The following is a 24272-nucleotide window of genomic DNA, read 5'->3' as shown; positions in this document are numbered from 1 at the left end:
AACCATGAACTTAAAACAGATTAAAACAGCAAGCATAAAGGTTATTTCGCCCATAGCTTTTATAATATCGCTTTTCTTTGTCGGCTCTTCAAATGGACAAGATTTCTATTCATTTTACCAAGAAAACGCAATTCAAATTGAAAAACTTGATAGTTTGAGTGATGGACTTTATCAAGCACTGTCTCCATATAAATATATAGCCATTGGAGAAATGCATGGTACAAACGAACCCGCTGAATTCATGCTAAGCTTGGCCAAATTACTTTCCAATAAAGGAGACAGCGTTATAGTTGGTCTAGAAATACCTTCCGATTTAATGACAAAGTACCTGAATAATCCTACGGATGAAAATATTACAAAATCTGATTTTTTCACAAAGTCTTATGATGATGGAAGGTCTAACTACATGTGGGCAAAAGTAATTGCCGATTTAAATAACAATCCGAGAGTTAGAATAACCTTTTTTGACACTTCTGTTTACGATGATAACCGTGACAGCGTCATGTATCTAAACCTGAAAAAAGAAATTGTAAAAAAGCCCAATTGGAAACTTCTTACCTTATCAGGAAATATTCACAATATGCTCAAACCTTATAAGGCTAATAAAAAGATGGTCTTACTTCTTTCAGAAGATTCAGAGCTAGGACTAGAAAACAGGATTTGCTCCATTTCTCACAGATTCATGAATGGAACCATGATTAATAACATTGGAAATGGACTAAAACTTAGAGAAGTTTCAAACTACAATTCCAATTTTGGGGTGAAGTTTCTGAATTACTTTTCCATTCTCCCAAAAGAAAGTCAAGGTTCCTACAACGCTTTGATTTTTACTCAAAATGTATCCGCAGCCAAATTGGTTGGCAATGAATAACAACACTACTATTTAACCACCGGCAAAACCCCTGGCATCCCCCACTCTGCCCAGCTTCCGTCATAAACAGCAGCGTTTTTATAGCCTGCTATTTCGGCAGCTAGGGCAATAACCGAAGCCGTAACACCAGAGCCGCAGGTCATTACTAAGTTTTTATTTTCTAATTGATAATTGTCAAAGATTGCTTTCAACTCCTTTTCTGATTTCATGTAAATGTCATTTTGAACCAAAGGAAATGGCAAACAAACCGAATTAGGAATATGACCTCCTCTTAAACCGGCTCTTGGTTCAGGAGCCGTTCCGTCAAATCGTCCCTGTGACCTTGCATCCATTATTTGGAATGTCTTATTATCAATAATTGACAAGACATCTTCTGCTTTATAAAACAGGCTTTTATTGGCTTTAGCCTCAAAGTCTCCCTTCTCCACTTTTGGCCATTCGGCTTTCACCGTTTCAAAACCTGCTTCTTTCCACGCTGGATACCCTCCACTTAAGACGTAAACATGCTCGTGCCCCATGGCTCTAAACATCCACCAAGCTCTAGCACTTCCATAAGTACCCACTTGGTCATAAACCACAATGATGGAGTCTTTATTGATACCAATATTTTGAGCGGCTACTGTAAAATATTCATCAGAAGGCATCATGTGTGGTAAATCAGTATCTAAGATGCTAAAATCAGCATTGATATCCATCATTACAGCATTCGGGATTTTAAAACCAGACTCCCAGTCATCGGAAGCATTCACTGGCTTCATCTTAGATTCTACCACAATTACTTTAGAATCTTCCTGCTGTCCTGCCAGCCATTTAACACTTACCAAAGGGATATTTTGCATTTGCATACGCTTTGTCTATTATTAGTCTTCATCAATTAATCGAAATTTAAGAGCATTTCCTTAGTTTTGCGATGCATTTGAGGGATTTAATGCTTTATGAAGAAAATTCAGTTTAAATCTTCCTATTAAATAACCCTATATTCAGATTTTCTTAGAACAAAAAAGGATACAATCATGTCGGCACCAGCCACAACGCTTCAGGATATCATTGCTCACGCAAAAGAATACGGTTTTGTATTTCCATCTTCAGAAATTTATGACGGTCTTCAGGCTGTTTATGATTATGGACAAAACGGTGTAGAATTAAAAAATAATTTGAAAACGGTATGGTGGAAAGCCATGACGCAGCTTCACGACAATATTGTTGGGGTAGATGCGGCTATTTTCATGCATCCATTAACTTGGAAAGCTTCTGGTCATATTGATGGTTTTAACGACCCTATGATTGACAATAAAGACAGCAAGAAAAGATACCGTGCCGACCAACTTTTAGAAGGTAAAGCCGAATTATTATCAAATGCTGGCAAAGAAGACGAAGCCAATGCCCTTTTAGCCAAAATGGGTAAACTTTTAGGTGATGAGGATCTGGAGGCCGTTAGAGAATTAATTATTTCTGAGAACATTGTCTGCCCTGTTTCAGGAACCTTAAACTGGACTGAAGTTCGTCAGTTTAACTTGATGTTTTCTACACAAATTGGTTCTGTGGCTGATGATTCTAGCACTATTTATCTTCGTCCAGAAACTGCTCAGGGTATTTTTGTCAATTTCTTAAATGTTCAGAAAAGCGGCCGTATGAAAGTACCTTTTGGTATTTCTCAGATTGGTAAGGCTTTTAGAAATGAGATTGTAGCTCGTCAATTCATTTTTAGAATGCGTGAGTTTGAACAAATGGAGATGCAATTCTTCGTTCGCCCTGGCACAGAAATGGAATGGTATAAACAATGGAAAGAAACACGTTTGAGTTTCCACAAAGCCATAGGACTACCAGCAGATAGTCTAAAATTCCATGACCACGATAAACTGGCTCACTATGCCAATGCCGCTGTGGATATTGAATATAAGTTCCCATTTGGTTTCCGTGAGATAGAAGGTATCCACTCTAGAACGGACTTCGATTTGAGTAATCATCAAGCCCTTTCTAAGAAAAAGCAGCAGTACTTTGACCCGAATATTGACCCTGAAACTAATAAGCCCTACGGAAACTACATTCCTTATGTGGTAGAGACCTCTGTGGGTGCAGATAGACTTTTCTTAGCTACTTTCTGTAATGCTTTCACAAAAGAAATGGTAGGAGAAGGCGACAAGCAGAAGGAAAGACTTTACCTAAAACTTCATCCTGCTCTTGCTCCAGTAAAAGCAGCGGTTTTGCCTTTAGTGAAAAAAGATGGACTAGCAGAAATTGCAGAAGAAATAGCGAATTCTTTAAAATCTTCTTTTAGAACCGTATATGATGATAGCGGAGCTATTGGAAAGAGATATACTCGTCAAGATTTAATAGGCACGCCATTTTGTATTGCGGTTGATTATGAAACAAAAGACGACAACTGCGTTACCATTAGACATAGAGACTCTATGGAGCAAGAGCGTGTGCCAATTTCAGAATTAAAAGAAAGAATAGGCAAAGAAGTGGCCATGGAGCGTATTTTGGAAGCTATCTAAGCATCATTTCATTGATTTAAGAGAGGGAGCACAACGTGTTTCCTCTTTTTTTGGCCAGAAAATTTGACAAGTGTCAAAAAAAATACGACATTTGAATAAAGGAAAATAGGATGGTAGAAGATAAAAAATATAATGTGCCTGATGATAATAATAGCCTAAACATTGCGGAAGAAGCTATCGCGGGTTATGGTTATGCATATGTTGCCAACTTACCAGTAAGCCAGAGTTTCACTCAAAAAGACTGGTCAAATTTCCTTCATATTTCAGAGCGTACTATCATAAGATACCGCGAGCAAAACAAAAAATTTGACCCACTCCAAACGGATAGAATAATACTCTTAGGGCATCTTTATGATTTTGGTTTAAGTATTTTCGGTAATGAAAACACCTTTAATCAATGGCTAATTAATAAAAACCTCGCTCTAGGTGGCCGTACGCCCAAAGAGCTCTTAGTTACCTCTTTTGGTATTAACATGGTTAAAGATGAAATAGGCCGCATAGCTCATGGTGTGCTGGCATGATAGTCTATCGTTTAGCTTCCGGGCTTTATAAGGATGATATTTCTGGTACAGGGGCAAGACTATTTGGTGGTAGATGGAACAGCAAAGGCATGCAAGTGCTTTACACCTCGTCTTCCATAGCACTTTGCACCGTAGAAATTGCGGTTAGAACTCCGCTGCATAGCTTGCCTATGGATTATTTCTTAATCAAAGTTTATATACCCGACGACTTAGCCATCTACGAGATACCAAACGAAGTTCTTCCTGACAAGTGGGATATACTTCCTCATGGAGATTTCACTCAAAGACTTGGCGATAGCTTTTTAAAAAAAGGTCATTACCTCCTAATGAAAACACCTTCTGCATGTGTAGCTGGTGACTTCAATTATCTTATTAATCCTTTCCATCCCGATTTTGATAAAGTAAAAGTTATTGAAATACAACCCTTTGAGTTCGACTCCCGATTATTCAAGTAAAGGTTGTCCAAAATAAATAGTTGAATTCATATGCTTTACCTTCAGAATTCTCTTTTGTCCAATATTTTGCTCGAGTCAAGCCATCATCAATTCTAATTTTTCTTATTTTAGGGTATAAATAAATATTACTTGATGAAATTAACCCTTTTACTCGCCTTACTTCCTTGTGCCTTCATGTTTAGCTGCTCTAATCAACCTAAAGAGACGGAAGAAAAAAACGAAACTACTGCATCAACCCCTCCTACCCTAAGCCTTGCTTGGGAAACTGACACTACCCTAATTACACCGGAATCTGTTATTTATGATGCCGCAAATGATGTCTATTATGTCAGCTGCATAGGTGTAGGAAGAGGTGCCGATTTTGATGGAGATGGCTACATCGCCAAGATTGGTCCAGATGGAACAATCATAGACAACAACTGGATTAAAAACTTAGACGACCCAAAAGGTCTAGCCTTAGTAGGGTCTACACTTTATGCCACGGATCTTAACAAATTGGTTTATGTAGATGTAAATACAGGAGAAACCACCATAGAAATAGTAGAAGGGGCTAAATACCTAAACGATGCCGCATCTACCCCAGCGGGCGACATTCTTTTAACCGATTCTGATTTAAACACAGTCTTTCAAATCTCATCTGGTGAAACTAAAGTGGTTTATGCAGATACTACTTTAGGCCGTCTTAATGGCATTTTTCACGAATCTGGCCGAAATTTATTAGCAGGTTTTAACTCTGGAAAAATATTTGCTCAGAGCGGTTCAGAATTAATTGTACTTGCTGATGGAATGCCAAAAGCAGATGGCATTGAAGCCATAGGTGATGGTTATTTCATTTCTTGCTGGAGCGGACACATCTATTATCTTGATAAAAACTGGAAAAAGACTCTACTAAAGGATACTTCAGCCGAAGGAATTGGAGCAGCAGACATAGATTACATTGCTGATAAAAAGCTACTGGTAGTACCTACATTCTTTGGCAATAAAGTAGTTGCCTATCATGTGAAATAGGAGGTTTATCTCCTATTCATTTTTCAACCCATAATAATGTCAACAAGAAGAGAATTTCTTGGTAAAGGTTCTATGAGCCTACTAGGTTTAGCCGCTCTACCCACTATACTAAGCCAATGCCAGTCTACTAAAAATACTAGTATTTTAGACACTTTCAGCTTTCCTAGAACGAGCCCTGAATCTCAAGGTATTTCTTCTGAGTCATTGATCAACTTTATAAATGCCACAAAAAAATCAGGACTTGAATGGCATAGTTTTAAGTTCTTAAGACATGGCAACGTTTTGGCCGAAGGCCACTGGAAACCATTCAAAGAGGAATATAAGCACACCCTTTATTCTCTCAGTAAAGCCTTTACCAGTACCGCTATTGGGCTTGCTGTAAAAGAAGGAATTATAAGCGTAGAAGACCAAGTCCTTTCCTTTTTCCCCGATCAACTTCCCGCTGTAATTGACGATAAACTGAAAAGCCTAAAAGTTAAACACCTCCTTACCATGAACTCTGGTCATGATACCGAAACTATGGAAAGTATGAGAGCAAATGAAGGGAAGAAAACGTGGGTGGCGTCTTTCCTAGCTCAGACTTTAACTCACGAGCCTGGCACTCATTTCTTTTATAATACCGGTGCCACTTATGTTTTAGGGGCTATCATTCATGCCAAAACGGGACAAACTCTATCGGAATACCTTAAACCAAGGTTCTTTGACAAGCTAGAAATAACAGGTTACGACTGGGAAACTTCACCAGAAGGACTCAACACTGCAGGTTATGGACTAAGAGTTAAAACCGAAGATATTGCAAAACTAGGTCAGTTTTATCTTCAAAAGGGTACTTGGGAGGGCGAAGAAATCCTATCCGAAGCATGGGTGACTGAAGCGACAAAAAAGCAAACAGCATCTCAGCAAGGTGACGGAGATTGGTCTCAAGGTTATGGTTATCAGTTTTGGCGATGTAAGCCAGAGCCCGGTTTCTATAGAGGAGACGGAGCCTATGGCCAATACTGTATCGTGATTCCACAATATGACATGACTATAGCCGTGACTTCGGAATCTTGGGATATGGGGAAATCTATGCAGGTAATCTGGGATAATGTACTTCCTGCAGTGCAAGAAGAAGCTCTTCCCGAAAATGCTAAAGCAGAAAAGGCGTTAAAGGATTTATGCCAAAAGTTAGAGATTGCTGTACCTAAAAACCAAAATACCTCACCTAATGCTTCCAAAATAAATGAGCAGGTTTTCAAAGCTTCTGAAAATAGTTATGGCATAAAGTCTATCCAATTTGATATAGCAGAAGACCAAGGCCAAATTATTTTTGATACGGAAGAAGGAGAGAATAAATTAATGTTTGGTATAGAAAATTGGATAACCAATGATGCCTATGCTCTCAATAACTTCCCAATTAAGAATAGAATTCAAGTGCCTTCTTTAATAGCTGCTTCCGCCACATGGTTAAATGATGACACAATACAGATTACCAGAAAATTTGTGGAAGCCATACATGGAGATACGCTTATTTGTAATTTTAAAGATGGTAAACTAGACATTGCGTTTAATAATTCCATTTCGCAAAACACACATAATGGAGAAGATGAAAGAGTCCATTTAAAAGGTGTAGCTTAGTGGATGGAACATCATTTAAAATAAGAAACACAGATTTTAGCATCACCAAAAAATAGATAACCATTTTCTACGAAACTTTTATTGATTAAATTCAAACTACACCGCAAGTTTTTTAAGTAACCCACATCTAAATATAAAACAGCAATTAATTTAGCAAAGTGTCACTTATTAAATGTGAATTCATTCGTGGAGAATAAGTCATCATTAACAGCCATATCTTTATTAAATTAAGCTTAAATAAAACTTTTTTTGAACGAAAAGGATCTTATACTTCAGCTCAAAGACGGGCAAGAATCCGCTTTTCGGAGTATTGTAGAATTATACCAAGACCGTGTTTTCAACACCGTGGTATCTATTACGCAAAACACCTTAGAGGCTGAAGATATATGCCAAGAAGTGTTCATAGAGGTATACCAATCTGTGCAAAAGTTTAGGGGTGACTCTAAATTGAGCACATGGATTTATAGAATTGCTTCTAACAAATCGCTAGAGTTCTTGAGGAAGAACAAAACTCAAAAACGATTCGCATTTGTTAAAAGTATATTTGGTGTGGATGAACAGATTCAACATCAGTCTGTAAATTTCATTCATCCTGGCGTACAATTGGAAGACAAAGAAAGAGCAAGCAAGTTGTTTGAGGCTATTAACAAACTTCCTGACAGTCAACGAATAGCCTATACCTTACATCATTTAGAAGGATTAAGTTATCAAGAAATTTGCGAAGTTATGAAGCTAACAAAATCGTCTGTGGAATCATTGCTCTTTAGAGCCAAACAAAACTTAAAGAAATTATTGGAGAAATTTTACGAAGAAGAATATGGAAACTAACAAGAACCAAGAAATAGAAAAAACGCTTGGCATTGTCAATCAGATACAGAAAGCGGAAATGCCAGATTTTTTCTATACCAGATTAAAAGCCCGAATGGAAAACGAATTGGTAACAAACCCGAAACTTAATTGGGTGTTAAAACCTTCTTTTGCCATCCCAATATTAACTGTTGTCTTGATGATTAATGTGGTGACCGTAAGCAAACTAATTCAAAAGAATGATAGTGCTTCAAATAGCCAAACGGTCATTGAATCTTTCCAATCCGATTATAACCTCAACTCAAATTATGGTCTGGAAATTTACTAGAGAAATACACTATAGTTCGTCTGAGAAGTCAATTTATAGCCAAGACTTAAGGACTATAAAAAACATGAAAAAATGCAAAATGTAAACATAAAATGGCTTTGGTTTTTAGGCGTTTTACTCCTCTTAAATTTAGGATTATTGCTCTTTCTTATACTGGGAAATGGTGATACCCGACCAAAGCAAGAAAGGAAGCCTCATTTAGAGAATATGCTTGATTTCGATGCTTCACAAAAAAAACAATTTGAAATCATTTTTGAGGAACATCAGAAAATCATTAAAGATAAAAATGATGAAATTAAAGTATTAAAAAGTAGACTTTTTGGTAAAATTGGAACAGAAGATGAGGATGCTGCCAAAGCTACCGCTAAAAGAATAGGCGAATTAAACGCAGCCATAGATTTAGCAACTCGAAAACACTTTCTAGAAATTAGAGAAATCTGTAATTCCGAACAAAAACTACTTTTTGAAAATTTCTTAAGAGATATTGTGAGCGGAAAAAGACCCCAGCATGCTCCAATGGAAGGAGACAGGCAGCAAGGTCCGCCACACGATGGAAATGGACCACCAATGGATGGAATGCCGCCACCACCGAGATAATTTCCTATCTAATTTGTTTTAGTCCCTCGTAGACTGCTATAGCTACAGCATTGGCCAAGTTTAGACTTCTTATATGCTCACTAAAAAGGGGTATTTGATACAAGAACTCGGTATTCTCTGCCAAAATATCCTTCGGAAGTCCCACAGATTCTTTACCGAAAATGAGAAAGATGTCTTTCTCAAAAGGCAAATCCCAATGGCTTTTTTCTCCATGTGATGAGAAGAAAGCCATTTTTTTATCCTGATGTTGATGAAAGAAACTTTCAGCATTATCATAATAATGAACTTCTAAGTGCTCCCAATAATCCAAACCTGCCCTTTTTAACCTTTTGTCGGTTATTTCAAACCCAAAAGGTTTTACCAAATGAAGCACAGAACCAGAGGCCAAACAAAGGCGTCCTATATTTCCGGTATTATTAGGGATTTCTGGTTCTAGGAGTACAACATTAAATGACATTTATAAACTTTTATAATAGTTGAAAACTGTGTTAAGGCTTCTTTATTTAAGCAACTTTCCAAAAAGAACCAGACCGAAAAGTACGCCAAAAATCAGATAAATACTCGTCAAAATAGCCATGCCCCCATAAGCTTCATACTTTATTACCCATTTAGCAAGAGCAAGTCCGGCAATCATAAAATGAGAAAAATTACCCATGGCTACAGCCCTACCATAAATACCGCCTATGAGATTCGACTTACCCATCCAATTGACCATGGCAAAGCCGAAATATAGTGCTCCTAGAATTTGTAGAATGATAGAACTAGCAAGTTCTAAGCCCAAAAGGTTGACTATTTCTTCGGGAGCAAAAGTAAAAGCTATAGCCGCCAATCCTAAAAATATAGCGGAGGAAGTCATGATAGATTTCGAATTCATTTGCTGCATTTTTTTGTAAATATCCATCCAAAGGTAACACATATTATATGCTATAGTACCCGTACTACTTTAGGTTAATTCATCATGCACTAGCCAGCATAAACTTGGAAAAGCATAAGTTAAAAAAATGTGCCTTCAAAAAGGAAACGGAAAAATTGATGTCGTTTTACTGTTAAGTTCTGAATGGTAAGCTTTAATGAGTTTTAGAACCCCTAATACGTCAAGCATTTATAATTCTTTGACCTTTTTTTTAATCATACATACAACCTTTTATGGGTGTTGAACATTACTATATCAAAGTACTTTATCCAGACATAAACATAAGTTATGAAAAAGCTCATTCTGTTTGGTCTACTCTCGGTGGCTATGGTCGCCTGCTCGAAAAAAAACAATGTAATTCCCCAGGAACTGGAAGGCAAGTGGTTGCTTTTTTCCGTTAAATGCTTTTGTCATTTTGATGAAAGCTTCGACTTCAGTCAACATTCCTTAAGATTTGATACCGAAGAAAAAAGAGTCTTTATATCAAATCCTGACGACACCTATTTTATTCACGAAACTGGAGATTATGAATTTTCGGTCAGTGATGACAATGTGATATATATTGATAAGGAAGCATCATTTACTTTTGACATCAGTGATTACCAATTGACATTAATAAAAAAGGATAATCCACAGATTGCAGATGATGAATTAACACTCATTTATCATAAAGAAGCAGTTCTTGTATTACATTAATTTTATTAAAAATAGCATTTTTTAAAGCCCCAAAAACTAAGGTTTCTCACATCATTTTTCAAAGCGTTGTTCATAGAAATGTACATGCTGCGATAACCTTTAAATTATCCGTTTTGGTCTGTTTTTGGTCAAGAATGATGGCAAATCCCGTGTAAAACCCACCGATTTATGCGAAATTTGAAGAATAACAAGATATTGACAAACACATCATCAAACATGCTCAAAAAAATACTGCTCACACCTTTTCAGAAATTCGCGAAAATTCAGAGTTCCAGCGGTATTCTGCTTTTTGCAGCTACCGCCATCGCTATGATTTGGGCGAACTCTGCCTTTAGCGAGAATTATCAATCTTTATGGGAATATAAAATAGGAATAAGCTCAGAGGGCTTTGAACTAAAAAAGCCTCTCATTCTTTGGATAAACGACGGCCTTATGGCCATTTTCTTTTTTGTGATAGGTCTTGAAATAAAACGAGAGCTGTTAGTAGGTGAATTAAATTCTATTAGAAAAGCAACCTTCCCCCTCTTTGCTGCCATAGGGGGTATGATTACGCCATTTGCCCTATTTTACTTTTTAAATGAATCCCCTGAGACGGCCAACGGTTGGGGCATTCCAATGGCTACTGACATTGCTTTTTCTCTGGCTATTATCAAGTTGCTCGGAAAAAGAGTCCCTCTTAGTTTGAAAATATTTTTGACCGCTTTTGCTATTATTGATGACTTGGGTGCAGTGTTGGTCATTGCCATTTTCTATAGCACTGGTATTGACTGGAACCTCATACTTTATACCCTTATACCATTTATCCTTTTATCTTATTTATCATTAAAAGGTTCTTATTCGGGTGCTATAACCTTATTCTTAGGAATAATAATTTGGTACTTATTTTTAAAATCTGGTATCCATCCTACCATAGCTGGTGTGCTTTTGGCATTCACTGTGCCTATTAGCCAAAAGATTGACATTGCTTCTTTCAAACACAGGCTCTTGAGCGTGGTAAAAAGAATCAGCAAATCCGAAGACCCCGACATCCCAGTTTTAACCAAGGATCAGGTAGAACAGATTGAAGAATTAGAAGAGGTTGTAAACAAATTTAACTCTCCGCTTCAAAAACTAGAACATCAGCTTCATGGATGGGTGGCCTATTTTATTATGCCAATTTTTGCTCTCGCAAATGCGGGGGTCATATTTGCGGCAGACATGGTCTTAGATATCCCGCTAATTGTCAATATCGCTATTGCACTGTTTATTGGTAAATTTATAGGCGTTTCCTTATTATCTTACCTTAGCATCAAACTAAAACTAGCCGAGCTTCCTGAAGACGTTACTTACGCCCAAGTTATTGGTATTTCCATTCTGGCTGGAGTAGGTTTTACCATGTCTATATTCATAGCCAACCTTGCCTTTTCTGGAAGTCCTATTTATATGGACTCTGCCAAAGTAGGGATTATTGCAGGTTCAGTTATTTCAGGAATAGTAGGTTATATTATTCTAAGAATAAGCGGTAAACCTGATTTGAGTACAGAAAGTTAAGCGAAACAAAATTCCTTGATGAAAAGGCTATGAACGTTAAGCCTTTTCATCAATGTAATTCCAAACCAAAAAGAGCATTAGTCCAAAAAGCAAAATAACCGATGCCAGTGCTAGCCTCAAACCAAACACATCCGACAAATAACCAATGGAAGGAGGCCCTATAAAGAAGCCGGTATATCCAATCGTTGTAGCCATAGCTATTCCCACGGCAGGGTTAACACCTTTGGTATTTCCTGCCAAGGAGAAAATAATAGGAACCGCAGTAGCCACTCCCAGACCCACCATAAAGAAACCTATAAATGCCGAATAGACAGAAACATAGGACACCGCTACAACGAGACCTAAAATAGCCAAAACGGCATCATAAATTAAAAGCTTTTTGTGCCCAAAAAATGCGGTTAGTTTATCACCAAATAATCTAGCAAGTGTCATCCCCCCAGCATATACGCCAAATGCCATTGCAGAGAATGTTGGTCCTTCTCCCACAACCTTATTCATAAAGATGGCCGACCAGTCTGTCATGGAGCCTTCTCCTATCATAGAACAGAAGGCTATAATCCCTAAGGGGATAATGGCTTTTGAAGGCCATTTAAAACCACCCGAGCCCTCTTCTTGGTCTTGTTTGATATTGACTTCCTTATCGCTAATCAGATAAAAAGAAGCTACCACCACTATCACTAAACAAACCCCACTTAGAATAGCCAAATGGTTAAATAAAGAAACATGAAATTTAGAAAACAAACTCCCCGCACCGGCTCCCAGAGCCATTGCTATACTAAAAACCGCATGAAACGATGAGATAATGGGTTTACCCCAAAGCCTTTCTACGTATACCGCTTGACCGTTGGCACAAACGTCCATTGAGCCCGTAGTCATGCCTAATAAAAACAAGAAAACACCTGCAAAAGTAAGGTCCGGATAAAGGGCTATAAAAGGCGAAAAAATGCAGAACAAAATACCTGCCACTCTTGTAATGCCATCTGAACCAAACTGAGTGGTGAGCCAGCCCGTAAACGGCATGGCCGTCAATGCTCCTGCGGCTACCAGAAACAAAAGGGAGCCCAAAACACTGTTACTAATTTGAAAAAAGGATTGGAGTTCAGGAAGTCTTGCCATGAGATTGGCATATAAAAAACCATTTACAAAGAAATAAGAAGACACCGCAATTCGGCTTTTGAACATATTATCGCTATAATTTTATGAATATGGCTAGGCGTCAAAGTTAATATAAGAGATATTACCAAAAGAATATTATTTTTGAATTAGCTTTCAAAACGTCATTCAGCCCTCTTAATTAATATTTGAAATGAAAATAAAACTATTAACTCTTTACTTTTTACTAAGCCTAATTACTTTAAGCTCCTTTGCACAGAAAACGATTAAAACCCTCATTATAGACGGGCAAAACAATCATGACCAATGGCCAAAAGTTACATTCATGATGAAAAACTATTTAGAGGAGAGTGGCAAATTCACGGTAGACGTAAAAAGAACTGCTTACACATGGAAGGGTGAAGAGTACATTGCCGAATTCCCAATTGAAGGTGTGCCAGAAACCGAAGCCTTAGAAAAAGCAAAAGCTGACCCTAACTTTGCACCGAACTTCAAAGCTTATGATTTAGTTATCACCAATTTTGGTTGGAACGCAGCCCCTTGGCCAGAAACTACTAAAAAAGCATTTGAAAAATTCATTAAATCTGGTGGAGGCTTGGTGGTGGTTCATGCCGCAGACAATTCCTTCCCAGAATGGCCAGCATATAACGAGATGATAGCCCTTGGTGGATGGGGCGACCGTACAGAAAAAGACGGCCCTTACGTCTATTATGACAACAATGGCACTCTCCAAAAAGACATGACTGCCGGAAATGCGGGGCATCATGGGCCTCAGCATGAATATCAAATTCAAATAAGAGATACCGAACACCCTATCACCAAAGGAATGCCGCTTAAATGGCTTCACACTAAAGACGAACTTTACGATCAACTAAGAGGTCCTGCCAAAAACATGAAAGTATTGGCTACTACATATTCTAGTAAAGAATTTAAAGGGACAGATAGACACGAACCTATGCTCATGACCATTAACTATGGCAAAGGACGTATTTTTCATACCCCTATGGGACATGTAGATTACTCTGTTTCCTGCGTTGGCTTTATCACCAGCCTGCTTAGAGGCTCAGAGTGGGCAGCCACGGGCAAAGTGACTATTCCAATTCCTTCTGATTTTCCTACAGCAGAGAATACGAGTCAAAGAGCAGAGTAAGCAGTACAGTAAAGGATGGTTTAGTTGGCAATTCAAATTAAGTTTGATTAAGGCATTCTTATACCCAAACCCTATTACAAAGACTTAAATACTTCATCACCTTTATGATGGCTTATTAGTCTCCAATAACACTTATGCTTAGTTTCTTCTTGCTTCTTTTTGCTGAAAATGCCGAGCCGTCAAAAACTTTTTGGCTGTTTTCCTTTTTGGGAAGATTACATCCAATGTTGGTTCATTTTCCTATCAGCTTATTAATATTAGCTGCTCTTTTTGAACTTTTAAGTTTAAGGAATTTCCATTCTAAACTAAGACCGAGTATCAACCTCATTCTAATAATAGGTGCCCTTAGTGCGGTTTTATCTGCTTCTTTTGGTTTATTATTAGCTCAAAATGAAAACCTAGACGGCGACATATTATTCCTTCATCGGTGGGCAGGAATTTTCACCAGTGTTTTAAGTATAATACTGTTGCTATTACTACATCAAATACTTAGAAAAAATCTAACAAAACTTGTTTTTCCTTACAGACTAGTGCTATTCCTAAGTGTCATTGGTGTTTCAGTAGCGGGGCATTTTGGTGCCAGCATGACCCATGGCGAGACTTATTTAACCGAAGTATTACCGGGTCAAAACGCTAATTATTCTAGTTCCAATGGTCAATATCAATTAATAGCTTATCAAGGTGACACTTTAAGCGAAGCCAATCAACTAAAGCTTACCAATGAGATAAGAGCCATATTGGCTCATAATTGTTATAAGTGCCATGGCTCTGCCAAACAAAAAGGAGAACTACGATTAGACGAAAAAGCCTATGTTTTTGAAGGTGGTGAATCTGGCAAAGTTATCATTCCAGGGAATGCTAAAAAAAGCGATTTATACCAACGAATCACATTACCGAAAGGACATGATGATGTAATGCCTGCAAAAGGTAAAACTTTGACCCAAAACGAAATTGCACTCATAGCACTATGGATTAATAAAGGTGCTCCATGGCCCGATGGTGCTTTGCAAGCCTCTGTTTTTAGGGTAGCCGAATTAGCTCCAAGAAATCCAACACTGCCTGCCCAGACACCAAACTTAAGAAACCCTATAGATTTATGGGTCAATGAATATTTCAAAAACAATGAAATACAATGGGGACAACCCGTAGATGACCGAACGTATTTAAGACGAACCTATCTAGATATCATTGGGCTTATTCCTTCCAATGAAGACCTGAAGAGTTTTGTGGCGGACACTCGCCCGAACAAAAGAGAAATTTGGGTTCAAAAACTGCTTGATAATAATGATAGCTATGCTCAGCATTGGCTTACATTTTGGAACGATGCCCTTCGAAATGACTACACCGGAACAGGTTATATTACCAAAGGCAGATATAATCTTACGGATTGGCTTTATAAATCATTGAGACAGAACAAACCTTACGACGCCTTTGTCAAAGAATTACTTAACCCAAATGAATCATCAAAAGGTTTTATAGCTGGAATTCAGTGGCGAGGAACGGTTAATGCAAGCCAGAGAACAGAAATGCAAGCGGCTCAAAATGTAGGACAAGTGCTTCTAGGACTAAATCTAAAATGTGCCTCTTGTCATGATAGTTTCGTGAGCGACTGGAAGCTGGAAGATGCCTATGCCTTTGCCAATATATTCTCAGAAGAGCCACTGGAAATGAATAGATGTGAGATTCCAATGGGAAAATTCGCTCCAACAAGGCTCCTTTGGCCTAGTTTAGGAGAAATAGATGGTACCGCTAGTAGAGAAGTAAAACTAAAGCAGCTTTCTGATAAAATAGTACAGCCGGCCAATGGAAGACTTTACAGAACCATCGTAAATAGGGTTTGGAAGCAAATGCTAGGAAGAGGGGTGGTGGAACCGGTAGACGAAATGGATAACGAACCATGGAGTCAAGATTTGTTAGATTGGCTGGCAGTTGATTTTGTAAATAAGGGATATGACCTCAAAAAGCTTATTTTCCTTATTTCTACTTCTAAAATCTACCAAATGCCTTCTCAAGGTTTTGAAAGCTCCGGTTTACTGGTAGGCGAAGCTTATAAATTCAAAGGAATGGTAAGGAAAAGAATGACTGCTGAACAGTTCTCAGATGCCGTAAGTCAGCTTTTTGCTCCTGTTTTCAACATGGACGAAGTAAAGTATGAACCCTTCGAGCTCGTCGCATATCTGCCATCTGAGAAAAAAGCAAGGGCCTCTTTAGTTCAAAACAATCCTTTCTTAACGGCTCTTGGACGACCAAACAGAGAAGTAGTAAGTACCAGCAGGGAATCGCAAGGCAACTTACTCCAAGCCTTGGAAATGACCAATGGAACACAGTTAAATCAGGTTTTAAAACAGGGAGCTAAAAACTGGAAGGCACGTTATCCAGACACAGAAAATCTTATTTCTGAAATGTTTAAACAAGCTTTAGCCAGGAACCCGAATCCAAAAGAATGGGAGATTGCTAAGGCGTCATTGGGTCAGAAACCCTCCATAGAAAATATTCAAGACTTTATGTGGTCGGTGGTTTTGCTACCAGAATTTCAACTAGTTTATTAACATGAAAAAATATTGGGACAGAAGAGATTTCTTAAAGCACAGTGCCGCTGCGGTAGCTACCATGGGTATGGCTTCTCCCATCTCCAGTTTGCTATCTAGCTGTTCCACTAAAAATGGGTTAGCTTCCACGGCCGATTCCGTCATCTTGCTTTTTATGGCTGGGGGTATGGCTCATACCGAAACCTTTGACCCAAAAAAGTATACACCCTTCACCAAAGGCATGCAATCCGATGCCGTCTTAAGCACTTTTAAATCGGTTCCAACGGCCTTAGATGGCATTCACTTCTCCGAAGGTTTGGAATCTATTGGAAACATTATTGACCGAGGAAGCCTGATAAGATCCTATGTGGCGGCAGATTTAGGGCACATCTTACATACGCGTCATCAGTATCATTGGCACACTTGTTACGAACCTCCACAGTCTGTCACTGTACCTCATATAGGTTCTTGGATTTCTAATGAATTAGGACCTCTGAATAAAGTCATCCCTTCTTTTATAAATATTGGGCAGCGTTTTGAAGTTGGCGAAGGCGAAGAATTAAAGGCGTTTCATAGTGCTGGTTTTTTGGGTAGCGAACATGGTCCTTTTCTTATCCCCGACCCCACTTCTGGTTTAGATAGTGTGCGACCACCCGTTGGTATGTCTACCAAAAGGTTTGAAAGTAGAAATCAATTATACAATCAGCTTTTGAGCGAATCTGCTATGGGGGAGTTTGGTAGTGACTACCAAAAAGAGTCTTTGAAAAGGTCTATGGAACAGGCTTATATCCTGCTCAATTCGCCGGAAGCCAAAGCCTTCGACATTCATTTAGAACCCAAAGAAAGTTACGACACGTATAACACAGGAAAATTTGGATTAGGCTGTCTTATGGCCAAAAGGTTAGTTGAAGAGGGTGCTCGTTTTATCACCGTCACCTCAGAATACGAACCTTTTATGAACTGGGACACCCATGACAATGGACATACCAGAATGGAAGAAATGAAAAAGCGGATTGACACCCCTATTTCTCAGCTTATTAAAGATTTAGAAAAAAGTGGTAAACTAGACAGCACCATTGTGATAGTGGCCAGTGAATTTAGTCGAGATATGCTCACCGAAGGTAGGCCTGACCTAAAAGTGAAAGACCAAGTGGAAGTTCCGGACATTATCAATGATATGAAAAACTACGGTATGCACCGGCATTTTACTGACGGATGCTCTATGCTTCTTTTTGGCGGCGGCATAAAAAAAGGACACGTTTATGGAAAAACAGCGGATGAAAGACCTTGCAAATCCATTGAGAAACCTATAAGGATTGACCGCATTCACCAAACCATTTACCATGCTCTTGGTATTTCGCCAGAAACCAATTATGAAATAGAACAGAGACCATTTTACACCACACCAGATGGAAAAGGTTTAGCCGAATTAGATTTATTGGCAAAAGGCTAAGTCAATTTTCACAAATCATTATCTAAATGTTATAGAAACAAAGCAGCTTTTACTGTTTATCTTAGTCATTTGATTTTTTAAACTTAAGGCTATTTATCATGATTAATTCTAAAATATTGGTCGCTATCAAAACCTGCTTGATTCTCCTTATGGGAATTAACACCTCTTTAAAAGCACAGAAAGTTTATCAGTTTTCTACGGAAAACAATCACGGACAAGAAGAAATACACCGGCTTTTTATCGATAATCAGTACTTTGTGGAATCTGTCTTTATAGGCTCTCCGTCAACATTTCTAAGTACTAAAGGTGGTTTCTACCAAAAAGAAGGCAACACATACCAAGTTAACTTCGAGTTTAATTCAGACTTTGAAAAGGATGGGATTAAATCACAGCGTTATACGCAAGAATCTTCTTGGAAAAGTCAGGGTAATACTGCTCAAGATCTTGCCGGAAAGTGGCTTATGGGTGGCAGAATAAATGAAGACGGCCTTAGCAGAAGAGATACCAGCGGAACCCGAAAAACAATGAAAGTACTTTTCGGAAACTATTTCCAATGGATCGCTTACGATACCGCCAGCATGAAATTTTCAGGCACTGGTGGAGGAAAATATGTCATTGACCATGGAAAGTATATAGAGCGAATAGAATATTTTTCTAGAGATAACGCTAGAGTAGGTGCCCAATTAAGTTTTGATTATGAATTGATTAATGGAGAGTGGCACCATAAAGGCTTAAGCAGCAAAGGTGATGCCTTTCATGAAATTTGGGTTAAAAGGGAATGAAAGACTTTTATTAAAATCAACAACCTTCACCATTTTCTACCGAGTGCTGTTTTCAAATTAATATAGATAAATCTCATTAGAGAAAAATCAAAAATAACCAATAAATAGTACCAAGCTTAGACAGTAAAGGACAGTTGTGAAACTTGGCTAAATTACATTTGTGCATCGAATTATTAAATTATTTAAAATTACCAATTCGGTCTATTCAACCCTATTCTATAAAATGAACGCATGGTTTTGTTTAAATTCTAAAAACACATTTAGTATAAACAGAACCATGCTTTCTCACATTTTATTAGAAAAGTCTCTCTAAAATCACAAAGTCTATTCCTCCTTTTTTGTATTTCTTTTCTGTCTCTTGCAAACCAAATTTGTGGTAAAAAGCTGTTTTATCCACTCGGGCATTACACCATAGTTTTTCTATTTGGCGTTGCTGGCATATTTCTAGTGTATGGTATAATATTTTAGTGCCAAAACCTTGACCTTGTTCAGAGGCTATGGTAGCTAATTTTCTAAACTGAGCTTCATTTTCCTCAAAGAATAAAGAAACTACAGTAACCAGTTCTTCCTTTTTGAAAAGACCTAAATGCAGCCCTTTTTCATCCTTTGGAAGTTTCACAAAATCATAAGGCATATCTGGCCACATAACGGTGTGTCTCAAATCCCACGTTTGAGAAGCTTCTATCTCTCTGATTGTTATTTCCAAAATTCTTTAATTAAACAATTCCCAAAGTTTATCACTCCAATGCGTATACCTCAAGTTATAAAAGTGCATTAAGGCATCATTTGTTTCATCAGATAGTTCAACCGGTTTTGGCAAGAAAGTATAATTTACCAGCCAATCGAAGTTCGTTAGTAGTTTGTTCAAAAAATCCCACTCGTCATCTAAAAAACGCCCCTTTCCTTCATGTATTTTTATGGCTAGGTCATTTATGGCGAGGCCTCTTTGAACATAATCATCGCCTACATTTAGGTACCAGAAGTTTCCAGTAATAATAGAAGGCAAATAAGTGGGAGGATAATATTGTCCCAAGGGCTTTGCCGTGTTTTCCTCTAAAAAGCCGTCTAAAGAATTGAAAAGATAGCAATCTACATCCGTTAAAAGGTACAAAGATTTAGGACAATCTATTCTCTTAAGCCACTCTTCTTTCGTTAAAAGGCCGTCTGGCTTGAAAGACTGGTCTATCACCAAAGTTTCTATATTTCCATCCTCATCAAAAGAAGTAAAATAGGGAGCCACATGATATCCCCAATTGGTGGTTTCAGAAATGCCAAAAGGGTCTGGTACATTAAATAATTCATCTGAGAGCAAAGAATATCTGGCTGGAGCAAAATTCCAGATTTTCCCAGTAAAAATACCCTCTTTCCTAAGAAGCAAACAAATATAATGAGCTCTATCCTCACAAGAGCCATTAATGTATCTAAACTCAATATTCTCAGACCTCACCATTTCAAAAATCTTAGCCCTGGCTTCAAAGGGTAAAGGCTCTAAATAGGGTATAAAAGGTGCTGCAGAAAGAAGTAAGCTATACTCTTCTGGACTAATTAAATCCCGACCTTGGTCTGTGTTAAACATCTTTTATCAATAACATTTCGATGTTTATCTAAATTTATAAGGCTTCGAAACATTAGTACGAAACTAAGACTTAAAAACGTCCTTAAAAACGAACAAACCAATAATTAATAGAACATTTATTTATAATATAATGATTGTATTTATAAAATTGATTATGCCAAGATTTTATAAATCAAACGCCTTTCAGAACATTTCAAAATCCTTCATATTTTAAAATCACGGCGATTTAGGTTCAAAATAAATATCCTGAAATTCATTAAAAACATAGACCATATTACCACTTTTTTATCTCCCAAAGATTATTCGGATTTGGGAGCTTATTTGCCTGTGTAAAATAAACAAGTTAGCTTCGTTCAACCAGATATAGTTTAGCCATGAATTGGTACGTATTGTACACAAAATCAAGAAATGAAAAAATTGTAGCCGAAAGGCTCAATGAAATAGGGATAGAAACTTACTGTCCGGTTTTAAAAAAAGTAAAACAATGGTCTGATAGGAAAAAGGTGGTAGAGGAACCCCTTTTTAAATCTTACATTTTCGTAAGACTGGAAGAGCACAAAAGAGCGTTGGTTTTTAAGGTACCAGGAGTGGTCAGATACCTTTTTTGGCTTGAGAAAGCGGCTATTGTTAAAGAACATGAAATAGATGCCATTAAAAACATGCTGAGCGACTTTGAACATTCAGAGATTCAGATGCAGCAGTTTGAGGCCCAAGACAGAGTGAAACTAAAGTCTGGTCCCATGATAGACATGGAAGGCTATGTAGGAAAGCAAAGCGGCCATAAAATTGAAATTCTTTTACCTGCTCTTCAAATGAAGCTGGTGGTTGACACCAGACATAACAAAGTCTCTAAAATGACTTCTGACGCAGATTCAGACTCTTAAGTCGTGAAACAGAATGGGCTTTCTGCTCAATTTTGGATTTTTAAGACTTTCCATTTCTTTTACATCTATAAATTCTACTTTAGGAGCTACTCTTAGTTTAGCTCTAAAGTGGTCTTTTATTTCCTTTTCAAAATCCGGACTAGCTATTTGTGTAGCCACTTTCACTAAGATTTCGTCTGTACCAAGTTCATTGGTAAATACCGCAATCAAATAATTTTCTATTCCCTTTATATCATTCAATACATCATATAGGGCAGGCGGATAAAGTGTGGTGCCCTTGTATTTTATCATCTGTTTTTTACGGCCGAGAATTGGTCCAAGCCTAATGGTCCTTCTGCCGCAGGTACAAGCGTCCGTATAGTGCATACAGATATCTCCCGTTTTAAATCTTAAAAGTGGCATTCCTTCCACCCCTAAGGTAGTTATCACTACCTCGCCGGCTTCGCCCTCTTTTACAGGATTGTTATCATTATCCAAAAACTCTACGATGACCAATTCTGGGTGATGATGTCCACCCAAACCCGCTGAACACTCTGTAAAAGCGGTGCTCATTTCGGTGGAAGCATACGTAGAATAAAGTTGAATATCCCACTTTTCCTTTATTCTTTCACCTAAGGTACTCAAACTAAAATCTTCATTTCTGAGAGACTCCCCAATACAAATGGCTTTTTTGATATTGGTGGCACGGTAATCTATTCCGTTTGCTTCTGCATATTCTATTAACTTCAGCAAGAAGGATGGCACTGTAACAAAGGCCGTAGGATTGATTCTATGAATGGTATCCCATTGTAATTCGGGTATTCCACCTCCTACTCTCACCACACCAGCACCTAATTTTCTAATGCCCATAAAGTACGCCAACCCTGCCATAAAACGCTTGTCCATGGTGGTCATTAGCTGATAGACATCGTCTTGGTTACCATCTGCACATACAAAAGAAATGTACTCATTATAAGCCAGCCTGTCCAAGTCTTTATCTGTAAGCGGAAAAGTTACCGGATCTCCTAATGTACCCGATGTGGTAATGTAGTCTATTATTTTACGTGGCTCTACACAAATAAAATCCTGATTGAAAGCCTGCAAGTCTTCCTTCGTGGTCACAGGAATCTTGCGTAAATCTTCTAAAGTTTTTATGTCTGAAACATCAATAGATTTTTCCTTAAACATACGTCGGTAAAAGTCCGAATGCTCATTGAAGTATCTAAACAATTCCGGTAATTTTGCCTCTTGAAATGCCTTTTGCTCGCTTAGTGATTTTAATTCAATCTCGGGAATCATTTCTCCTTCTCTAGTTTATCAATTTCCGACAAAACTTCCTCCTTTTCATAGCTCGTCGCAATCTCCATTTTCAATGCTTTCCTATAATACGCCAAAGCTTCCTTCTTCCTCCCCTTCTTCTCCAAATAAGCCGCTATTAAAATATAAGTATCGTAGTAATAAGGATTGGTTTTTTCAAATTCTGCCAACTCACTTTTGGTGACATTACCTGCTCTAACTTTTTCCTTTAAATATTTGAACGTTTTAAAATTCTCAAACTCCGAAGACTTTAAAAATGGGTCTGAAGGTATGTTCAAATCTTTCTCATAAAATTCTGTTTTCGTATTCAGCGTATCTGCCAAGGCAAAAACCCTATTCAAATCATAACAAACATATTGACCCAATTGGTAAGGATTTGTAGAAATCCAAACTTGTAATTTCTCTGGTTTAAAAACAATAGAGTGGTGAGCTATCAACTGATTTATAGCCCTTTCGTTTCCCATTCCAATATCTTTACGCCCTAGGCCTTTCTGGTTTCTTAATATGGAAACCGCATCTGCTACGGTCAGTTTAGGTTTTTCTGTGACCAAATCTGTCATCAGCTCAAACCTATAGGCAGAAGAGCTTTTCTGAATGTTGTTCAAATTAATGGCATCCTCCTTAAAAACATCTCCTTGAAAGTGATTGGCACAAATTTGATAATCTGATTGCGAAGCAGGAAACAAATCAACCTTGGTAGGGCTCACTTCAATAAGAGCCGATTTCCCATCTTCCGCAGAACCTATCAATAAAGATTCGGACACAAAAACCTTTCTTTTCTTGGCTATTTCATAAGCCTCCTTAATGTTTTTGGCGTATTGCAGAATTTCTCTGGCCACTAGTGAAATAGGCGTTGCTGCGGCAGTTGGAATCTCGGATTCTGAGGCGTTTAACGTAACAGTCAATCCTTTTTCATTCATTCCAGAAACCGCCCCAATCATACCCGCCCAAGAAACCATCATCAACTTATAGCCCTTATCAGGATTCACAAAATTAATGACCTTGTTTTTGGCGAAATCTTCTCCCACAAAAAAATCAAAATTCCGCCCTACTATCAGCATACTGTCTGCCGTTCTTTCATTCCAGGCAGAAAAAGACGTACAACCTACTTTAAAGTTTTTCCCTTGTAGTGCATGACCAATATCATGTGCGGCATGATAGTTCAGCATTCTATGATACTTGGGAGCTATATAATCAAAATCGTCAGACGCAAATAAGGACTCGCCGTAAATTTCTTCCTGATACTCTTTAGTGATATGTTCGTCCAAATCCTTATTAAAATAAGCAATGAAATACTTCATTTGCTTCAAAAGAAATTGGGAGGGAATCATCTTGTTTATCTGTCTAACAAAGGCCTCCTCTTGTTCCGAAGCTAGTTCCTTCTGAAGTTTGCCTTCCATTACACCACGCTCAAATCCTCCCCCTTTAACATAGAGTTCCCATAGTCCTGTCTCACTTTTCTTCAGCCAGTTGCCATCTATTTTATAAAAATCTTTGTCAATGGTTTCTCTTTCATGGTTTAAGAAATCCGCCAGAACTGGTGTAGGCTCATCAATTTTAACCCAAAAATAAAAGCATAGAATGACTACCAGAAATAGCGAAAGCACTCCCGCCAGAACATAAGAAATGATTTTCAGGAATTTCTTCAT

24 protein-coding genes are annotated in these 24272 nt (G+C 37.9%); 16 read left to right on the top strand and 8 right to left on the bottom strand.

Annotation, left to right across the window (positions count from 1 at the left end; translation table 11 throughout):
- Positions 1-4 precede the first annotated feature (4 nt).
- The gene (locus tag ACSBFT_RS00410; RefSeq protein WP_489602813.1) at positions 5-871 is read left to right on the top strand and encodes a hypothetical protein; all 867 of its coding nucleotides are present in this window, start codon (positions 5-7) and stop codon (positions 869-871) included.
- Positions 872-879: 8 nt separating this feature from the next.
- On the opposite strand, the gene ACSBFT_RS00405 is transcribed toward ACSBFT_RS00410, so the two are convergent.
- Positions 880-1716 (bottom strand): sulfurtransferase, encoded by an 837-nt coding sequence (locus ACSBFT_RS00405; RefSeq protein WP_489602812.1) that lies wholly within the window; start codon positions 1714-1716, stop codon positions 880-882.
- 168 nt (positions 1717-1884) lie between these two features.
- Between ACSBFT_RS00405 and ACSBFT_RS00400 the strand changes: the two genes are divergently transcribed.
- From ACSBFT_RS00400 to ACSBFT_RS00365, 8 genes are all read left to right on the top strand, one after another.
- Positions 1885-3369, top strand: a complete 1485-nt coding sequence (locus tag ACSBFT_RS00400) for a glycine--tRNA ligase (RefSeq protein WP_489602811.1) — start codon at positions 1885-1887, stop codon at positions 3367-3369.
- Between the two features lie 110 nt (positions 3370-3479).
- Entirely contained in the window at positions 3480-3890 is a 411-nt protein-coding gene (locus ACSBFT_RS00395; RefSeq protein WP_489602809.1) for an Xre family toxin-antitoxin system antitoxin, read from the top strand.
- Positions 3887-4345: an RES family NAD+ phosphorylase gene (locus ACSBFT_RS00390; RefSeq protein WP_489602807.1), complete on the top strand. Its 459-nt coding sequence runs from the start codon at positions 3887-3889 to the stop codon at positions 4343-4345. The genes ACSBFT_RS00395 and ACSBFT_RS00390 overlap by 4 nt, the downstream gene beginning before the upstream one ends.
- A gap of 132 nt (positions 4346-4477) precedes the next feature.
- Complete coding sequence (locus tag ACSBFT_RS00385; protein ID WP_489602805.1) at positions 4478-5353, top strand: SMP-30/gluconolactonase/LRE family protein; 876 nt, start codon at positions 4478-4480, stop codon at positions 5351-5353.
- Between the two features lie 36 nt (positions 5354-5389).
- Positions 5390-6970 (top strand): serine hydrolase domain-containing protein, encoded by a 1581-nt coding sequence (locus ACSBFT_RS00380; protein WP_489602804.1) that lies wholly within the window; start codon positions 5390-5392, stop codon positions 6968-6970.
- Positions 6971-7219: 249 nt separating this feature from the next.
- Positions 7220-7798: an RNA polymerase sigma factor gene (locus tag ACSBFT_RS00375; protein ID WP_463044753.1), complete on the top strand. Its 579-nt coding sequence runs from the start codon at positions 7220-7222 to the stop codon at positions 7796-7798.
- Positions 7788-8105, top strand: a complete 318-nt coding sequence (locus tag ACSBFT_RS00370; RefSeq protein WP_463044752.1) for a hypothetical protein — start codon at positions 7788-7790, stop codon at positions 8103-8105. Before ACSBFT_RS00375 ends, ACSBFT_RS00370 begins: the two co-directional genes overlap by 11 nt.
- A 72-nt stretch (positions 8106-8177) precedes the next feature.
- Positions 8178-8702 (top strand): Spy/CpxP family protein refolding chaperone, encoded by a 525-nt coding sequence (locus ACSBFT_RS00365; protein WP_489602803.1) that lies wholly within the window; start codon positions 8178-8180, stop codon positions 8700-8702.
- 4 nt (positions 8703-8706) lie between these two features.
- Here ACSBFT_RS00365 and ACSBFT_RS00360 read toward each other — a convergent pair whose 3' ends face one another.
- Together ACSBFT_RS00360 and ACSBFT_RS00355 are read right to left on the bottom strand one after the other, a co-directional pair.
- Positions 8707-9159 carry a tRNA (cytidine(34)-2'-O)-methyltransferase gene (locus tag ACSBFT_RS00360; RefSeq protein ID WP_463044750.1) on the bottom strand — a complete coding sequence of 151 codons (453 nt, stop codon included), beginning with the start codon at positions 9157-9159 and terminating at the stop codon, positions 8707-8709.
- Positions 9160-9201: 42 nt separating this feature from the next.
- The gene (locus ACSBFT_RS00355; RefSeq protein ID WP_489602801.1) at positions 9202-9576 is read right to left on the bottom strand and encodes a hypothetical protein; all 375 of its coding nucleotides are present in this window, start codon (positions 9574-9576) and stop codon (positions 9202-9204) included.
- Positions 9577-9903: 327 nt separating this feature from the next.
- Between ACSBFT_RS00355 and ACSBFT_RS00350 the strand changes: the two genes are divergently transcribed.
- The gene (locus ACSBFT_RS00350; protein ID WP_489602799.1) at positions 9904-10311 is read left to right on the top strand and encodes a hypothetical protein; all 408 of its coding nucleotides are present in this window, start codon (positions 9904-9906) and stop codon (positions 10309-10311) included.
- Positions 10312-10527: 216 nt separating this feature from the next.
- Positions 10528-11841 (top strand): Na+/H+ antiporter NhaA, encoded by a 1314-nt coding sequence (gene nhaA / locus ACSBFT_RS00345; protein WP_489602798.1) that lies wholly within the window; start codon positions 10528-10530, stop codon positions 11839-11841.
- A gap of 36 nt (positions 11842-11877) precedes the next feature.
- On the opposite strand, the gene ACSBFT_RS00340 is transcribed toward nhaA, so the two are convergent.
- Positions 11878-13023: an MFS transporter gene (locus ACSBFT_RS00340; RefSeq protein WP_489602796.1), complete on the bottom strand. Its 1146-nt coding sequence runs from the start codon at positions 13021-13023 to the stop codon at positions 11878-11880.
- 124 nt (positions 13024-13147) lie between these two features.
- On the opposite strand from ACSBFT_RS00340, the gene ACSBFT_RS00335 reads away from it, so the two are divergent.
- The 4 genes from ACSBFT_RS00335 to ACSBFT_RS00320 all read left to right on the top strand — a co-directional run bounded on the left by ACSBFT_RS00335 (position 13148) and on the right by ACSBFT_RS00320 (position 18867).
- Positions 13148-14104, top strand: coding sequence for a ThuA domain-containing protein (locus ACSBFT_RS00335; RefSeq protein ID WP_489602795.1), 957 nt, complete (start codon positions 13148-13150; stop codon positions 14102-14104).
- Positions 14105-14238: 134 nt separating this feature from the next.
- The gene (locus ACSBFT_RS00330) at positions 14239-16653 is read left to right on the top strand and encodes a DUF1549 domain-containing protein (protein WP_489602793.1); all 2415 of its coding nucleotides are present in this window, start codon (positions 14239-14241) and stop codon (positions 16651-16653) included.
- Position 16654: 1 nt separating this feature from the next.
- Positions 16655-18085 carry a DUF1501 domain-containing protein gene (locus ACSBFT_RS00325; RefSeq protein WP_463044743.1) on the top strand — a complete coding sequence of 477 codons (1431 nt, stop codon included), beginning with the start codon at positions 16655-16657 and terminating at the stop codon, positions 18083-18085.
- Positions 18086-18183: 98 nt separating this feature from the next.
- A complete protein-coding gene (locus ACSBFT_RS00320; RefSeq protein WP_489602791.1) occupies positions 18184-18867 on the top strand; it encodes a membrane or secreted protein in 684 nt (227 codons plus the stop codon).
- A gap of 295 nt (positions 18868-19162) precedes the next feature.
- Here ACSBFT_RS00320 and ACSBFT_RS00315 read toward each other — a convergent pair whose 3' ends face one another.
- Complete coding sequence (locus ACSBFT_RS00315) at positions 19163-19573, bottom strand: GNAT family N-acetyltransferase (protein ID WP_489602790.1); 411 nt, start codon at positions 19571-19573, stop codon at positions 19163-19165.
- A 6-nt stretch (positions 19574-19579) separates the two neighbouring features.
- Positions 19580-20443 (bottom strand): protein-glutamine glutaminase family protein, encoded by an 864-nt coding sequence (locus ACSBFT_RS00310; RefSeq protein WP_489602788.1) that lies wholly within the window; start codon positions 20441-20443, stop codon positions 19580-19582.
- A gap of 374 nt (positions 20444-20817) precedes the next feature.
- Between ACSBFT_RS00310 and ACSBFT_RS00305 the strand changes: the two genes are divergently transcribed.
- Positions 20818-21327 (top strand): UpxY family transcription antiterminator, encoded by a 510-nt coding sequence (locus tag ACSBFT_RS00305; protein ID WP_463044739.1) that lies wholly within the window; start codon positions 20818-20820, stop codon positions 21325-21327.
- On the opposite strand, the gene flxY is transcribed toward ACSBFT_RS00305, so the two are convergent.
- Both flxY and ACSBFT_RS00295 read right to left on the bottom strand, forming a co-directional pair.
- Entirely contained in the window at positions 21316-22605 is a 1290-nt protein-coding gene (flxY, locus tag ACSBFT_RS00300) for a flexirubin biosynthesis putative acyl-CoA ligase FlxY (RefSeq protein ID WP_489602786.1), read from the bottom strand. The two genes, ACSBFT_RS00305 and flxY, sit on opposite strands and share 12 nt — an antisense overlap.
- A complete protein-coding gene (locus ACSBFT_RS00295; protein WP_489602785.1) occupies positions 22602-24272 on the bottom strand; it encodes a C45 family autoproteolytic acyltransferase/hydrolase in 1671 nt (556 codons plus the stop codon). Before ACSBFT_RS00295 ends, flxY begins: the two co-directional genes overlap by 4 nt.

The sequence above is a fragment of the Arcticibacterium sp. SM2516 genome (assembly GCF_057914865.1).
This window is presented reverse-complemented; position numbering and strand designations above follow the sequence as displayed.